The organism is Pantoea dispersa (assembly GCF_014155765.1).
Lineage (GTDB): Bacteria > Pseudomonadota > Gammaproteobacteria > Enterobacterales > Enterobacteriaceae > Pantoea > Pantoea dispersa.
The window spans coordinates 148,016-164,150 of record NZ_SCKT01000005.1 but is presented as its reverse complement, the minus strand read 5'-3'; the positions used below and the strand labels follow the sequence as shown (position 1 = coordinate 164,150).

Below are 16,135 nucleotides of genomic sequence, written 5' to 3'. Positions count from 1 at the left end.
GAAGCGCGGCTTGTTGCCGTTTATGAGCTGAAAAACCGGGGCTTATGGCTGGACGAATTCCACGCGTATTTATCAATGATTTACTTGCCCGCACGGACATCGTGGATCTTATCGATGCCCGCGTTAAGCTGAAAAAGCAGGGTAAGAACTATCACGCGTGCTGTCCGTTCCATAACGAAAAAACCCCCTCTTTCACCGTAAGCGGTGAAAAGCAGTTCTACTACTGCTTTGGCTGTGGTGCCAAAGGCAACGCCATCGACTTCCTGATGAATCACGATCGTCTGGATTTCGTCGAGAGCGTAGAGGAACTTGCCACGCAGCACGGCTTAGAAGTGCCGTACGAAGCGGGCAATGGGCCGAGCCCGATGGAGCGCCATCAGCGCCAGAGCCTGTATCAGCTGCTGGAAGGTTTAGACAGCTTTTATCAGCAGAGCCTGCGCAATCCGCAGGCGAAATCAGCACAACAGTATCTCGCCACACGCGGTCTGAGCCAGCAGGTGATCGATCACTTTGCTATTGGCTATGCGCCAGCCGGCTGGGACAACGTACTGAAGCGCTTTGGTCAGCAGAAAGAAGATCGTGAATCGCTGATGGAAGCGGGCATGCTGGTCAGCAATGACAGCGGCCGCACCTACGATCGTTTCCGCGATCGCGTGATGTTTCCGATTCGCGACAAGCGCGGACGCGTGATTGGTTTTGGTGGCCGTGTGCTGGGCAACGATACGCCCAAGTACCTGAACTCACCGGAAACACCGATTTTCCATAAAGGCCGCCAGTTATACGGCCTGTATGAAGCGCAAAAAAATCATCCGCAACCGGCGCGTCTGCTGGTGGTGGAAGGCTATATGGACGTAGTGGCGCTGGCGCAGTTCGGCATTGATTATGCTGTCGCCTCGCTGGGCACCTCGACCACAGCGGAACATATCCAGCTTTTGTTCCGCTCGACCGATAACGTGATCTGCTGCTACGACGGCGACCGCGCCGGTCGTGAAGCTGCATGGCGTGCACTGGAAACCGCATTGCCTTACATGAATGACGGTCGTCAGCTACGCTTTATGTTTTTGCCCGACGGCGAAGACCCGGATACCCTGGTGCGTAAAGAGGGCAAAGCAGCGTTCGAAGCGCGGATGGAGCAGGCTATGCCGCTCTCCACGTTTCTGTTCGACAGCCTGATGCCGCAGGTGGATCTGAGTACGCGCGACGGCCGTACCAAGCTGGCAACGCTGGCGCTGCCGCTGATTAGCCAGATTCCGGGCGAAACGCTGCGGATTTATATGCGTCAGACGCTGGGTAATAAACTCGGCATTCTGGACGATAACCAGTTAGACAAGCTGATGCCGAAGCAGGCGGAAAGCGGTACCGCACCGGTGGCACCACCGATGAAACGCACCACCATGCGCGTGCTGATTGCGTTGCTGGTGCAGAATCCGCAATTTGCCGCCATCGTGCCTGCGCTGGACGGGCTGGAGCAGTCTAAATTAGCGGGATTGCCACTGTTTGTGGAGTTAGTCCGCCGTTGTACTGAGAATCCTGGCCTGACCACCGGACAGCTACTAGAGTTATATCGCGGGACAGAATTTAGCCAGCCCCTTGAAACACTGGCCACCTGGAACCACATGATCGTAGATGACGAAGCGGAAGAAGTGTTCCAGGACTCGCTGGCAAGCATCTATGATGCTGCGCTGGAGCAGCGCCTCGAAGCACTGATTGCGCGCGATCGGACTGAAGGCCTGAGCGCCGCCGAACGCCGTGAATTCTGGGCATTAAGCCAGGCATTAGCCAAAAAATAAGATTTTACCGGGTCAGAATGATGAAGGCTGATAACGCCGCCGTTCTTGCCTGATGTTTCTGGTTTATGGACGCTGTAAGCGAAGCCGGAAGCAATGCATAAATACCAGAGGCGTTAACGTCGCTGTCAGTTTCAAGGCTGCCAGCGCGCAGCAACCCGAGCGTACTGGCGTACGTGAGGATTGGAAGCACTGCCAGCATTGAAAATGGCAAGTAAGTTAGCGCCGGACAGAATATTAAGCGGCTTAAGTGCCGATTTACGATGGGCCAAAGCCCTGGCCGCGTTGAAGGCAGCGGCAAAAATACAACGCCTTCACTGTTATAGTTGGCTCGCTGCCGACCGACACCAATCTAATTAACAGAAGTGTGGATACCGTCTTATGGAGCAAAACCCGCAGTCACAGCTTAAGCTGCTTGTCACCCGTGGTAAGGAGCAGGGCTATCTGACCTATGCTGAGGTCAATGACCATCTGCCGGAAGATATCGTCGACTCCGATCAGATCGAAGACATCATCCAAATGATCAACGATATGGGTATTCAGGTGGTGGAAGAAGCCCCGGATGCCGATGATCTGATGCTGAATGAAAACAGCACCGATACTGACGAAGATGCCGCGGAAGCTGCCGCTCAGGTATTATCCAGCGTTGAATCTGAAATTGGCCGTACCACCGACCCGGTTCGCATGTACATGCGTGAAATGGGTACCGTTGAGCTGCTGACGCGTGAAGGCGAAATCGACATCGCCAAGCGTATCGAAGACGGTATCAACCAGGTGCAATGCTCTGTCGCCGAATACCCGGAAGCAATCACCTACCTGCTCGATCAGTACGATCGCGTTGAAGCGGGCGAGTCACGCCTGTCTGACCTGATCACCGGTTTCGTCGATCCGAACGCCGAGGAAGATCTGGCGCCAACCGCGACCCACGTCGGTTCTGAGCTGTCGGAAGAAGACCGCGACGACGACGAAGAGGAAGACGAAGAGAGCGACGACGACAGCTCCGACGACGATAACTCTATCGATCCGGAACTGGCGCGCGAGAAGTTTAACGACCTGCGTACGCAGTACGAAACTACGCGCACCGTGATCAAAGCCAAAGGCCGCAGCCATGCGGACGCCGTGGCCGAGATCAACAATCTCTCTGAAGTGTTCAAACAGTTCCGCCTGGTACCGAAGCAGTTCGATTACCTGGTGAACAACATGCGTGAAATGATGGAGCGCGTGCGCACGCAAGAGCGCCTGATCATGAAGCTGTGTGTTGAACTGTGCAAAATGCCGAAGAAAAACTTCATCACCCTGTTTACCGGTAATGAAACCAGTGAGAGCTGGTTCAAAGCGGCACTGGCCATGAACAAACCGTGGTCGGAAAAACTGCAGGAAGTGGAAGAAGATGTCATGCGTTCGCTGCAGAAACTGCTGCAGATCGAAGAAGAGACCGGCCTGACCATTGAGCAGGTGAAAGACATCAACCGTCGTATGTCGATCGGCGAAGCCAAAGCGCGTCGTGCGAAGAAAGAGATGGTTGAGGCTAACCTGCGTCTGGTGATCTCCATCGCCAAGAAGTACACCAACCGTGGCCTGCAGTTCCTCGACCTGATTCAGGAAGGCAACATCGGTCTGATGAAAGCGGTTGATAAGTTTGAATATCGCCGTGGCTATAAGTTCTCAACTTACGCCACCTGGTGGATCCGTCAGGCTATCACCCGTTCCATCGCCGACCAGGCGCGTACCATCCGTATTCCGGTGCATATGATTGAGACCATTAACAAACTCAACCGTATTTCGCGCCAGATGCTGCAGGAGATGGGCCGCGAGCCAACGCCGGAAGAGCTGGCCGAGCGCATGCTGATGCCGGAAGATAAAATCCGTAAGGTGCTGAAAATCGCTAAAGAGCCGATCTCCATGGAGACGCCGATTGGTGATGATGAAGATTCGCATCTGGGCGACTTTATCGAAGACACCACGCTGGAGCTGCCGCTGGATTCCGCAACCTCGGAAAGCCTGCGTTCTGCCACACACGACGTGCTGGCTGGCCTGACCGCGCGTGAAGCCAAAGTCCTGCGTATGCGTTTCGGTATCGATATGAACACCGACCACACGCTGGAAGAGGTGGGTAAACAGTTTGACGTAACGCGTGAGCGTATCCGTCAGATTGAAGCCAAAGCGCTGCGTAAACTGCGCCATCCGAGCCGCTCGGAAGTGCTGCGTAGCTTCCTCGATGATTAATCGTCCTGTCAGTAAAAACCCCGGCTTGCCGGGGTTTTTTATTGTCTTCAGTATGGCGTCAGCCCTTTCTCCTGCATCACGCTGCGCGCCTTGTCGCTCTGCAGGTATTTCACGAACTTCGCCGCGGCCTGCTGCTGCTGGCTGCTGCGCGTGATCACCGCACCGTACAGCGTATCCTGCTGTGCCGCCGGCGGAATCAGTCCCACGATAGTAATGCCTTTCACCGCCTTCAGCTCGCTGTTCTGCTGGAAGCCCAGCTCGGCTTTGCCCTGCGCGACCGCCTCACCCACCGGCGTGGCCGGAATCACGGTGATCTTCGCCGCCGTTTTCGGGCCCAGCTGCAGCTTATCCAGCATCTTGCTCTGAATATATTTGCCGCTGGCGCTGTCAGACACAGCGATACTTGAGGCGGAGGTCAGCACCTGTTTGAACTTCGCGACGGTACTGATATCCGGCGGCGTGGTGCCCTGCTTCACCGCCATGGCAATGTACGAGTGCGCCAGCACCTGATGGCTGGCGCTATCCACCCATTTCGCCTGCTCCAGCGGCTTGATGGCGTAATCCACCATTACCAGCACATCGGCGCTTTCATGGCGTTTAAGGCGATTAGGAATCGCCTGCGGCGTATCACCCATCGACGGCGCCGCTTCCAGCTCAATGCTGTCACCGCTCTGCTGCTGATAATCCTGCTTCAGGCTTTCAATCACCGGGTACATACCGCCGGAACTGAATACCTTCAGCGTTGCGGCCTGGACGCCCGGTTGCGCCGCCAGTAGCAGTGCCGCCAGAACCATGGTGCGTTGCTTCATCTCCCTGCTCCTTTTTTTGCGTGGAGCATCCGGTGTAGCCAGAAACAAAACGATGAACAACGTTATTACCTGATGAAACAGAGCCAGCTCACGCCTTATTCTGTAACCAATCATGAAGCTGGCGATAAGCGGCGACCATCTCTTCCAGCGAAGCGCGGTTTAACCCGCTAGGATTGGGCAGCACCCATAAACGGGTTTCGCCCAGCAACTGCGGCTGCTCGCCCCATGCCACGTTGCGCTGACGAAACGCCTTCTGAAACGCATCCTTACCCAGCACCGCCAGCGCGCGCGGCTGAAAGCGCAGCACCTTTTCCTGCAGACGCGCGCCGCCGTCACGCAGCTCCGCGCCCGCCAGCTCGCTGGCCTGAATGGTGGGGCGCTCAACCAGCATGGTGATGCCGCAGCCGGTCTCCAGCAGCCGCTGTTCCTGCTCCGGCAGCAACTGCTCGCGGGTAAATCCGGCCTGATGAATCACCTTCCAGAAGCGGTTGCCGGGATGCGCAAAGTGAAAGCCGGTATGCGCCGAGGATTTGCCCGGATTGATGCCGCAAAACAGCACCTGCAAATCGGGCGCGATGATGTCGCGGATGTCGTGATCGCTCATGCTGTCACCAGCCCGGCGCGCAGTTTGACTGCCTGACGCGTCACCTCCAGCATCTGGCGCGCTTCCGCCTCGTCAGTACAGGCGCGCGCCAGCGCCAGCGCACCGACCATTTCGGCCTGCATGCTGCTGGCGATGCTCTCCGCCTGCGCATGTCCCAGCTGCTGCAGCGCCTGTACCAGCTGACGCCGCACCGCTTCGCGCTTCGCTGAAAACAGCGCCCGCGCATCCGGCGGTAAATGCGCCACTTCGCTGACCAGCGCCGGTATCGGGCAGCCCTCGCCCGGCGCGCCACAGTGCTGGTCCGACAGATAGCGGTCGATCCACTGATTCAGCCGTTCAGCCGGATCCTCAATCGCCAGCACGGCGGCAAAACGCTGCGCCGAGTCGGCAAACATCTCGCTAATCACCGCTTCGACCAGCGCTTCACGCGAGGCAAAGTGCGCATAAAACCCACCGTGCGTCAGGCCAACGCGCTTCATCAGCGCTGCCACGCCAATGCCTTCGGTGCCGCATTCGCGCATCACCACCGCCGCTTCTTCCAGAATGCGCTGCCGCGTGCGCGCCTTATGGCTTAGCTTTTCCATCGGTTGTTACCCTGCTCATCGTTAATGGCAATCAGTTTAATTATTACGATCGTCATATTCCAGCTTGACGATAGATATGATGGTCGTCATATTATCAGCACACCAATATGACGACCATCATACAGAGGGCTCTCCCATGTCACACCAACTGGCTTTAATCACCGGCGCTTCCAGCGGTATCGGCGCAACTTACGCTAAACAGCTGGCCGCACGCGGCAACGACCTGATTCTGGTGGCGCGCGATGCTGCACGTCTGAGCGCACTGGCGCAATCGCTGCACGAAGCGCACGGCGTGGAAGTCAACGTGCTGGCCGCGGACCTGACGCGCCATGAGGATCTGGCGCGTATTGATAGCGAGCTGCGGGACAATACGCGTATTACCACGCTGATCAACAATGCGGGCATGACGGTGGAAGGCGAGTTTATCGATGCCAGCATCGACCAGACGCAAACCATGCTGGCACTGAACGTGGTGGCGCTGACGCAGCTTTCTCATACGGCCGCGCAGGTTTTCCGCAGCCGCAACGCGGGCACCATCGTGAATGTGGCGTCGGTACTGGCGCTGGTCCATGAGCAGGCAAACGGGGCCTACAATGCGACGAAAGCCTTTGTGCTCTCGCTGACGCGTAACATGCAGCGCGAGCTGGCGGGCCACAACGTACGCGTACAGGCGCTGCTGCCGGGCCTGACGCGCACCGAGATCTTTCAGCGCACCGGGCGTTCGGTGGATGACCTGCCGGCAGAGATGGTGATGGAGGTCGACGACTTAGTCGCCGCCGCGCTGCGCGGTCTGGATGACGGCGAAGCGATCACCATTCCTTCGGTGGAAGATATGGGCCTGTGGCACAGCTTTGAGCAGGCGCGTGGCGCCATCCTGCCATTTATCTCGCTGAATAAGCCCGCCACGCGTTATCGCTGAGTCAGACCAGCATGAGACAAGGCAGCAGCAAGCCTTGTCTCAAAAACGCGACAGCAGTGGGCGCTTATTGCCCGCTTCTGTCAGGGTTGCGGGATTTTTTGCTGTCAGATCAAGGACTCAGTGATTGCGGGAATTTTCACCAACCGATTGCGCAACGCTGGATCGCCCCACCGAGATACTTTATAATCCCCGCTCCGCTGGCCCCTTAGCTCAGTGGTTAGAGCAGGCGACTCATAATCGCTTGGTCGCTGGTTCAAACCCAGCAGGGGCCACCAAATTTAGTGATGTAAATCATGCAGTTAAGCCGCCTTTCATGGTGGCTTTTTTGTTTTAAGAATCCGCCATTGGCAGCAAAATGGCAGCAGATTTTTTCTCTGACATAGGCCTCAGCCATTTTGAGTACTCAAGAATGTAAACAAACCTCGTTAATCTCTATATTCAACTTCAGTTGTTAACATCTAAGAGGAAGGTCGCGTTACAAAATCTCAACCCACTTACAGCTGTGGTTAAACAAAGATGAATAAGATCCCAATTTTTAAATGATTCGGTTGAAATAATAGTGTCGTGTGAAATAATTAATAAACAAGATGGAAACCGTCAAATTAATGGCTTGCTAGCCAGCCAATTTAAACAGGTAAATTATTATGAAAAAAAACACCTCTCATATATTATATAATATTAAATTTAATCCATTTAAAGATAGAAATGACATCTGCATAAAAATATTACGTAATGAATACGGCATTGATGTTTCCGAGTTGCATGTAAGCCCAATAGATACTTTAATGAACATCTATCATATCCTCATCCCTCAAAAAAAAAGGATGGTTATTGAATCAAGCGATTTTCTCTGTCCTGTCAATGTAAAAAATGGATACGATCAATTAAAGTTCAAAATATCTAATGGATATAATTTAAACCTACATCTTAGCAAGCAGATATACAATCCAAAGTTTAATGATGGAATGCATTTGGAGTTTGGACTATACCATTTACATTTGGGAGTTGGAGTTGAAAAAGATAAAAAAGGAAATTTATTCTCTGCGAGAAGCGGCCCGATTTTAATAGCGCACATAACAAACGACACAGTTTATTGTTTAGGCGTATATGAACACGGATCTCAGCTATGGTCAAATAGTAAAACTTTAGAAATAATCGAGAAAAACTGGCCGCATTTAATCGAAAATAAAAAAACAACAAGAGTCACTGATATTTCACCAATTATTGAAGATAATGACAGAGCTAGACTTAGGAAGCTTGGTGTAAATACAGTTGTTACACTAGGAAGTGGAGTTAGTTACTCTTGGCTTGGAAGTGGGATAGCATTATCAGGAGGAAGTGCTAAAGCTGGCATGGCTGTAGCACATGCTAATGGAATACTTCTCCGAGCAACCCCATTCTTCATTCGTGATGTTGTTGCATTTGATGAATTTAAAGATGAGGTTCCAATCTTTCATGGCGACATAGATTTAAAATTAATATGCTTGCCAGACAATAAGATTACTGCAATTGATAAAAACTCCGGAGTAATATACAGCTTCAATTGTTTGTCAATGGCCTCTATGTCAATAAGACCTAATTACTTACCCAAATACGCCATTTTTGACTTAAACTCTAAACAGTCATCTATTTCAACAACTATAAATGCATTACTCAAAACTAACCATGGTGATAGCATTGAGACCTACTTGCAATATTCTTCTATTTACTACGCACCCAAAAATTGAAAATTAAATGTTATTTCAGCATAACATAATCTTGGCACTGTTAATGTTATGCTGAAATATTTATATTTGACGTGAATAATTAGATTATAAAAATCATAGGTTTTTAATACACTTTTTTATTTTCTTCAGACATTAAATCACTGTCAATTGATACCCTTCATTAACATTATCAACATTAAAAAATGTAGGCAAACCTTTTAAGGTTCATATAGTAAATAATTAAAGCCCATTATTGATGGACAATTAAAATAGACCAACAGCCATAACCACAGTGCTTGTTGCTGACTCCGCCCCGGATGAGGCGGCACCGGCTTTACGCTACCCGGCTTCATAATGATCTCAGAAACCGTTTCATGAGACTTAAACGTACAGCTGCAATTAATATTCTGACACTGGTTATAGCGCTCCTTAGTTGTTGCTGATACTTGAAAGCTGCTGCGTGTATGTGCGGCATTCCCGCACAAAGGGCAATTCATCATAACGTTGTCTCCAAAACCCAATTGAGGTAAATATTACTCAATAAAAGCATTTGAGATAGAACTATTCCATTTCAAGTGAATTTATTTTCACTTCAAGTTCAATGCTGGTCGTATAGCCGTTTTCCGAGCTCAGGCTGTGCGTCAGCGTCGTGATGATCCACTCCCCCGCATCAATCTGCTGCTTAAATCCGCTCACCTTCACGGGCATTTCCGTATAGAGATCTGCACGCCCGCGTGCAAGCTGGAAAGAAAACGTTGCCACGCCGCGCTGTAGCCGCTCCCACTGCATTTAGGCAGCGCGCTCGGCGTTGGCCCGGTTGGCATAGGTTCGACTCAACACAAGCACATTTTCATCCGTGCCGATCAGATAGTCGCCCTGATTTGCTTCCGGCTCCTTCTTCTTAGCGGCAGTTTTGCGGCGCTTTCGCTTCACCGTGGTTTCCGGCTTTTTCGCTGGCTTTCGGATGTGCACCCAGCTTGCAATAAGGCCGGTGTAGGCGTTGCGGTTCACACGCTCTACTCGAGTGAAAACAGTTACGCCTCGCACGGTGAATTTAGAATTGATGTATTTCAGGGCGATCTTCAACGAGCTACGCCGGTTAGATGAATGGACTACACCCAACCCGTTACCGTTAGAGAACGTGCGAGAATATAAAATCAGTGAATCGGAGATGGCATATCTCACCATTTAGGAAATTAGAACCCTTCTCGTCGAATGTGAGAACAGCCGATCAAAAAGATCTGACGACCATTGTGAAAATTTGCCAGGCAACTGGCGCACGATGGAGTGAGGCCGAAGGCTTGAAGGGGAACCAAATCCGCGCCGGTCAGATCATCTACGTAAAAACGAAAGGCAAGAAAAACCGAGCGGTGCCGATAACTGAAAAATTACCGGCTGATCTGCCATCAAGCAGAAAAGCGCAGTTGCTCTTTAAACCATGCTATTCAGCCTTTAGAAAGGCCATCCAACGCGCTGGCATCGAGACATCTGCTGGGCAGCTAACGCATGTTTTACGCTACACTTTCGCATCTCATTTCATGATGAACGGGGGAATATTCTGGTGCTTCAGAGGATATTGGGACACACGGATATTAAGGTGACGATGCGTTATGCCCACTTTGCCCCTGATCATCTATCAGAAGCCCCTTTTACTCAACCCATTGAATGAAATTCAATAATAAATTTAATTTATTATAAAATCGATAACCTAAATCGATGAATTAAATGAGAGTAATCTCCAAAATTGGTTAAACAGGAGTAGCCCGATTTAAAAATCGGGCTGTTGCATGCAGGAAACTTTACTTGAAATCCATTATAATAACAATTCACAACCTCGCATACTTAAGCCAAGTTATAAGATTATTAATTATTTCTGAGCGCATCATTTATGCATTTAAGATAGTCATCATCTTTTTCGAGACTAATTGGAAATCCTTTAATATCGAGAATATTACTTATAATTGAAACTACAAGTTTCCCATCATCAATCACAAGGTTAAAAATATTTGATCTTTCTTCAAGCAATGTTTTTGCTAGCATATTGAAATTTGTAGTTGTATCACCACTTTTCACTCTCGCATGAGCAGGTGCAACTACAGACAAAAGTAAATCTCTTAGTGCATCAGCCTCACATATTAATTCAGCGCTTGATGCATACTTAACACAACGGATTAAGTCAGAATATTTTTTTTCAATATCTACGTTTTCGAGTTGACCTATATGGTCTATTTCACTAACAGCAGCACTTGGTTTTCCAATAGAGGTAAATTGATCTGAGCTTTGATAGTAAGACTCTATTGAACCTTTGCGCAAAATAAAAAGACCGCACTTCTCAAGTAATTCAAGCAGTGCTATTAGTCTATTTTTTGTAGTTATCCAAATATTATCTACCGCCAAGCTTGCTAATTTTTTTTCATCAATTATAAAAAGTGAGCAAAAAGCAGAACGGCGCTTTGCTTGAGTCTCTTCACCAGGATTTTTATTAACCCAGTACGGGTGTAATTCGGCATCAGCCGAAATTTCGCCCCATCTTGCATCCACTAATTTGCAGAAATCAGTAAAGATTAAAGATGCCAACTGTTTTGCCGAAGAAGATCCCATTGCACTCGCTAGCTCGTCAGCCATTGAGTTTCCATTAAGGAAAAAATTAATAAGTTCAAGGCCATCTGCAAGCCCATCAGCATCCGCTAATACTACAGGTTTTTTTCCTAGAAGTCGGAGCAATTTCGCAACAGTTGGCATCTGCCCCTTACCAATGACAGGCAATAATTGTGAGCCAGCAGCTTCAAGATGCATATCGAGCTTGTTAGCAAGCGCACTGCAGATTAATACATCAGAAGGGCCTTCCACTAATAAAGGACTTTTTGAAAATAGAGATAGCTTATGTTCTTGTCCTAATCTAGCGATTAAACTTTGAATTTTTTTATTTTTTAATTCATCAGCGTCAGCAGAAATTTGAACAGGAGAACTCATTAGGTCGTAACAAAAAACTAGGGATAATAAATCCTCAGCCTTTTGAATTTGAAGCATTTCTGTCGAATGTGTAGCAATAACTACAATCTTCTTATTTCCATTTGATGTTGGATATCCAGCAACACTTAGTATTTCATTTAATAGAAAAGCTTGAAGCTGTGGGTGCAATGATACCTCAGGCTCATCTAGGAGAAGAGCTCCAACGTCATCATCATAAAGTGCTGCAAGAATGCCAACTAAATGCATCAACCCCGATGCTTCACGACCAGAAGAATAAGATTGAGAATCAATATCCATTCGTGAAAATGATATTTTTAAACTTCCTCCATCCCAATCAATGAGAATGTCACGTTTAAATAACTTTCTCAATCGCTCTTGGATCTTAATAAGGATATCAGCTCGCTCAGCAAGAGTATGAAAATCTCCATTTATAGTTTCCATCAGATGTCTGCGAACTGCGTCACTTTTGCTACCAAATCTCGCTTGATCGTAGCGTAATGAGCTACCACGATGCCCATCATAGTCTGATCTAAACTCCTCCAGTAACCCCATTCTTCCTGCTGAAAGAAAGCGTACATGTTTTCCACTAGTGTGCTGTGAAAGGCTTTGTTTTAGTCCCCTCAGAAGATGAGTTTTTCCTGAACCATTGGGGCCAAGTATTACAGTAAGACCTCGGTTTAAAGTAATATCCCGCTGAAAACTACCATTTTGACTATTTATATGCGCTATTAATTCCAATGGAAAACTCAATTTTCCTACCCCCATATATAATAAGATAGTTAAGGGTGACACACGCTATTAATCGTGGATAATCCCTTGTCCCGACATTAATTCCAATTAAAATACTTTGAAAAAATGCCTTAAAGATAAAATTATCTTTACAAAAAATTTTATAAACTTAATTTTGATTCAAAGCAACTTCTGTAAGAAGATAATTTTGTGAAAATACGTTGCACATTTTAGAGACTCTAGCCCGTAAAACAGATTAACAATAATTTAAATCATCTTGAATCGCAGCCTGATAAAACCAATATAAACAAGAATTTAGATAAGCACATTTCTCCTTAATGCATTTCTGAACGCTTAGTTGAGTCGGTTTTAAGGTTTATCTGGGCTTCAATTAATTGGCAGCAAAGTGGCAGCAGAGCTCAACGCTATGTGCCACTTTTCATCACTATTCAGCCTAAATAAAATATAAAAATCAGCATGTTACTGATTTGACTCACTTCGAATTGGGACTCATAATCGCTTGTTCGGTGGTTCGAACTTAGCGAAAGCCGCCAATCACTTGTTCATCTGATTGACTTAAGTCACCCTTAAACAGGTGGCTTTGTTATTCAGATTTCAATGATGGAGATAAAAGGGCGACGCTTTAAGCTGATACAGTTGAAACTCCAATGCGCAGCACCCTTCCCACTTTCAACCTGAAATCACCTGCCTTGCCAGCCTTTCCGGCTCTTACTGCCTCACGCTGTCATTGTGTTAACAACCGCCTCTTACAAACAACGACGCGAGAATCTACCTCGTTAAGCCTGCATGCAGCCTCAACTTCCTACAGAACCACACATTTGCACAACAGGCACAACACATCCCAGTGACTGCCAGCTATTTACTTGCTAAGGTAACTACTCAAAAACTATTCATATATCTATTCACAAACCTATTCAAAAGCTACTCAAACACATGTCATTACATTCAAAAAAAATACATCAGCTTCTCTATAGCGGGCCGATGGCAGGAAGGCAACTCATTAAAAAAATGGGTATAAGCCAGCCTACGCTTTCCCGTGCGATTAGAGAACTGGGTGATGACATCGTCAAAATCGGGGCGGGTCCATCTATTTAATATGCCCTGCGGGATACGTTTCGCGGATTCCGCTCGGCCCCGATTTATCGTGTTACCGATGAAGGGCAAATCAAACCTCTCGGCGAGCTGATTCCGGTTCGTCCAGAGGGATTTGTGATGGTGCAGGCGGACCACAAAAGCTTTCACAGTGACGGGCTGCCGTGGTGGCTGTTTGACATGCGACCACAGGGCTATCTCGGCAGAGCGTATGCCTCAACTTATGCCAGCGGGCTCGGTCTGCCGGCGAATCCCGAACAATGGGCGGACGCAGATGTCGTCAGAGCGCTGCTGGCGCAAGGTCATGATGCGATCGGCAACCTGCTGATCGGCGAGCAGGCGCGCAGCCTTTTCCTGGAAATGCCCGAACCGACACCCGTGGAGCGCGCGACAGCGTATCCCGAACTGGCGCGGGCTGCGGGCGCTGGTGAGGTGCCAGGCTCATCTGCGGGTGGCGAGCAGCCAAAATTCTGCACCTATACCGAACGCGGTCATGTGCTGGTGAAATTCACGGCGGCAGATGACAACCCAGTCAGCGAACGCTGGCGCGATCTGCTGATGGCTGAGCATCTGGCCCTGAAAGTGCTGGGTGTTGAGACCGACGTGTTTGATATTGCAGGGCAGCGCTTCCTCGAAATCTCCCGCTTTGATCGGGTGGGCAAAATGGGCCGTATCGGCGTGTTCTCGCTGCGCGCGCTTGATGCGGAGTTCGTCTGCAATGCCAGTGCAAGCTGGCCGGTCCTCGTCAACCAGCTTGTGGCGAAAAAGTGTGTCCATTCTGAGGCCGCCAGCAGCACGGCACGGCTTTGGGCATTCGGCATGCTGATCGGCAATACCGACATGCACGCCGGTAACCTGTCATTCATCAGTCGCCATGGCCGTCCTTATCACCTCGCGCCAGCTTACGACATTCTGCCGATGGGCTTTGCGCCCAGAGCGGGCGGCGCCATCGTGAATACGCTGCGGCCTGCGTCCCTGCCGGAAGTGGTCAGCAGCGATATATGGCGGGAAGCGCTGGCTTTGGCGGAGGAATTTTTGTCGCTGACGAATAGTTGCGATGGCTTCTCCGATCGTTTTGCGCCCTGCCTCGCCGCGTTACAACAGCATCTGGATGAGGCCCGAGCACGCATCGCCCGACTCGGCTAAGCGCGTTTCCTGATTGATAATTCCTTCAAAGCTGCATCCTCGAAACTGGCGGTGATTAACCGCCTCGCACCCGATTTTCGCGCCGCCACTTTGCAAAAGTAAAACGATCGGTTTACTTTTTAAGGTATGCGTAAAAAACAACATATCCTGAACGCTGCCGAGCGGCTGTTCTACAACAACGGTTTTCATGCCACCAGCACCGATTACATTTGCCGTGAGGCGAAGGTCTCCACGCGTACGCTCTATCAGCACTTTCCGTCGCGCGAGCGGTTAACTGCCGCGGTGATGACCGCGCGCCGGCAGCGCTTTGCTGATTTGTTGTCACAGCCAGACGATCCGGCAGCCATCAGCCAGCTGTTTTCGGTGCTGGAACAGTGGATGCGGGCGGAAGGTTCGCTCGGCTGCTTTTTTGCCAAAGCGTACGGCGAGTATGCGGAGCAGGATGCAGAGCTGGCGGCGCAGGCGCTGGATTATCGTTACTGGCAGCGCGGCTATATCCGTGCCTGCCTGGCGCACTCGCACAGGAATTCGCCGTCAGCGCTGGCCGATGCTATCTGGATACTGTTTGAAGGGGCGATTATGGCCGGATTGATTGACGGTCCGCAGGCCGCGGTCACTGCGCGTCTGGCGGCTGAGCAACTGATGGCGAATGCATCATGAAAGCCTCACTCCGCCTGACGCTAAGCGGCTTTATGCTGATCGCCGTGACCTACGGACTGGCGCGTTTTGCCTGGGGAATGATGATGCCGCAGGTGGCGCAACAGATCAGCTTCAGCCCGCGCGCATCGGGCATGCTGGCCGCCTGCAGCTATCTGGCTTACTGCCTGGCCACGCCCGGCGCCACACTGCTGCTGGCGCGCTGGGGCGTGCGCAGCACCGCCATGCTGGCAGCACTGACGGCCATGCTCGGCTTACTGCTGCTGGCCGCTGCCGGTAGCGCATGGCTGATTGCCGGTGGGCTGTTTATCGCCGGTCTCGGTGCCGGACTGGCTTCCCCGGCGCTCGCCAGTGCCGTGAGCCGGCAAATTGACGCGTCGCGGCAAACCGCCGCTAACACGTTCATTAACGCCGGCACCGGCGCGGGCATTATTGTGTCAGTGCCCATTTTTATGCTGATGCCCGGCGGCTGGCGCGCGGCCTGCTGCTGTTTTGCCGCGCTGGCGTTAATCAGCCTGCTGCTGGCACGCTATTGCCTGCCCGCCGGGCGCGCCGATCCATCGGGATCGCCGGTTGGCTGGCGCGATCGGTTGCACAACTGCGCGCTGCAGCGGGTGATCATCATCGCTTTCCTTAGCGGTGTCGCCAGCGCGGCGTGGTGGTGTTTTGGACCGGATGTGTTACGCCAGCACAGCCACCTGAACGAGGGCCACGCCAGTATGCTGTGGCTGGTTAGCGGCGCGGCCGGCATTCTCGGCGCGCTGACCGGTCCGCTGGCACGCTGCATCGGTATGCGTCAGGTGTACTGGCTGGCGCAGCTGGCGATGGCCGCACCACTGCTGTTGCTGGCGGCGCTCACCCACTTTAGCTACTGGCTGGTAC

The 16,135-nt window shown here is 50.7% G+C and carries 11 protein-coding genes, 1 tRNA gene and 3 pseudogenes; 9 read left to right on the top strand and 6 right to left on the bottom strand.

From position 1 onward, the window contains the following. The first annotated feature begins 44 nt into the window (after window positions 1-44). Together dnaG and rpoD are read left to right on the top strand one after the other, a co-directional pair. Window positions 45-1,790, top strand: coding sequence for a DNA primase (gene dnaG / locus H7K56_RS15695; protein WP_021509629.1), 1,746 nt, complete (start codon window positions 45-47; stop codon window positions 1,788-1,790). A gap of 378 nt (window positions 1,791-2,168) precedes the next feature. After that, complete coding sequence (gene rpoD, locus H7K56_RS15690) at window positions 2,169-4,013, top strand: RNA polymerase sigma factor RpoD (RefSeq protein WP_021509630.1); 1,845 nt, start codon at window positions 2,169-2,171, stop codon at window positions 4,011-4,013. A gap of 47 nt (window positions 4,014-4,060) precedes the next feature. Here rpoD and H7K56_RS15685 read toward each other — a convergent pair whose 3' ends face one another. From H7K56_RS15685 to H7K56_RS15675, 3 genes are all read right to left on the bottom strand, one after another. After that, window positions 4,061-4,822 carry a substrate-binding domain-containing protein gene (locus tag H7K56_RS15685; protein ID WP_058759768.1) on the bottom strand — a complete coding sequence of 254 codons (762 nt, stop codon included), beginning with the start codon at window positions 4,820-4,822 and terminating at the stop codon, window positions 4,061-4,063. An 88-nt stretch (window positions 4,823-4,910) separates the two neighbouring features. After that, window positions 4,911-5,426 (bottom strand): G/U mismatch-specific DNA glycosylase, encoded by a 516-nt coding sequence (mug, locus tag H7K56_RS15680; protein WP_058771358.1) that lies wholly within the window; start codon window positions 5,424-5,426, stop codon window positions 4,911-4,913. Continuing rightward, window positions 5,423-6,010 carry a TetR/AcrR family transcriptional regulator gene (locus tag H7K56_RS15675; RefSeq protein ID WP_021509633.1) on the bottom strand — a complete coding sequence of 196 codons (588 nt, stop codon included), beginning with the start codon at window positions 6,008-6,010 and terminating at the stop codon, window positions 5,423-5,425. Before H7K56_RS15675 ends, mug begins: the two co-directional genes overlap by 4 nt. Window positions 6,011-6,146: 136 nt before the next feature. On the opposite strand from H7K56_RS15675, the gene H7K56_RS15670 reads away from it, so the two are divergent. The 3 genes from H7K56_RS15670 (at window position 6,147) to H7K56_RS15660 (ending at window position 8,656) form a co-directional block, all read left to right on the top strand. Next, window positions 6,147-6,929: an SDR family NAD(P)-dependent oxidoreductase gene (locus H7K56_RS15670; RefSeq protein ID WP_150360389.1), complete on the top strand. Its 783-nt coding sequence runs from the start codon at window positions 6,147-6,149 to the stop codon at window positions 6,927-6,929. 199 nt (window positions 6,930-7,128) lie between these two features. Further along, window positions 7,129-7,204, top strand: a tRNA-Ile gene (locus H7K56_RS15665). Between the two features lie 369 nt (window positions 7,205-7,573). Next, window positions 7,574-8,656, top strand: coding sequence for a hypothetical protein (locus H7K56_RS15660; protein ID WP_150360388.1), 1,083 nt, complete (start codon window positions 7,574-7,576; stop codon window positions 8,654-8,656). A gap of 263 nt (window positions 8,657-8,919) precedes the next feature. Here the strand turns inward: H7K56_RS15660 and H7K56_RS15655 are convergent. Both H7K56_RS15655 and H7K56_RS15650 read right to left on the bottom strand, forming a co-directional pair. After that, a pseudogene (locus H7K56_RS15655) lies at window positions 8,920-9,135 on the bottom strand (ogr/Delta-like zinc finger family protein); the annotation flags it as partial. Window positions 9,136-9,196: 61 nt separating this feature from the next. After that, window positions 9,197-9,640: pseudogene (locus tag H7K56_RS15650) on the bottom strand (contractile injection system protein, VgrG/Pvc8 family); the annotation flags it as partial. Here H7K56_RS15650 and H7K56_RS23410 point away from each other — a divergent pair. After that, window positions 9,639-10,304 (top strand): annotated as a pseudogene (locus H7K56_RS23410) (phage integrase); the annotation flags it as partial. The pseudogenes H7K56_RS15650 and H7K56_RS23410 overlap by 2 nt on opposite strands. 194 nt (window positions 10,305-10,498) lie before the next feature. Here the strand turns inward: H7K56_RS23410 and H7K56_RS15645 are convergent. Then, the gene (locus H7K56_RS15645; protein WP_249042707.1) at window positions 10,499-12,400 is read right to left on the bottom strand and encodes an ATP-dependent nuclease; all 1,902 of its coding nucleotides are present in this window, start codon (window positions 12,398-12,400) and stop codon (window positions 10,499-10,501) included. Window positions 12,401-13,459: 1,059 nt separating this feature from the next. Here H7K56_RS15645 and yjjJ point away from each other — a divergent pair. The 3 genes from yjjJ to H7K56_RS15630 form a co-directional block, all read left to right on the top strand. After that, a complete protein-coding gene (yjjJ, locus tag H7K56_RS15640) occupies window positions 13,460-14,596 on the top strand; it encodes a type II toxin-antitoxin system HipA family toxin YjjJ (protein WP_249042708.1) in 1,137 nt (378 codons plus the stop codon). Window positions 14,597-14,722: 126 nt separating this feature from the next. After that, complete coding sequence (locus H7K56_RS15635; protein WP_150360387.1) at window positions 14,723-15,256, top strand: TetR/AcrR family transcriptional regulator; 534 nt, start codon at window positions 14,723-14,725, stop codon at window positions 15,254-15,256. Next, window positions 15,253-16,135, top strand: an 883-nt coding sequence (locus H7K56_RS15630; protein ID WP_259395451.1) for an MFS transporter, incomplete at its 3' end; no start/stop codon positions are given. The genes H7K56_RS15635 and H7K56_RS15630, both read left to right, overlap by 4 nt.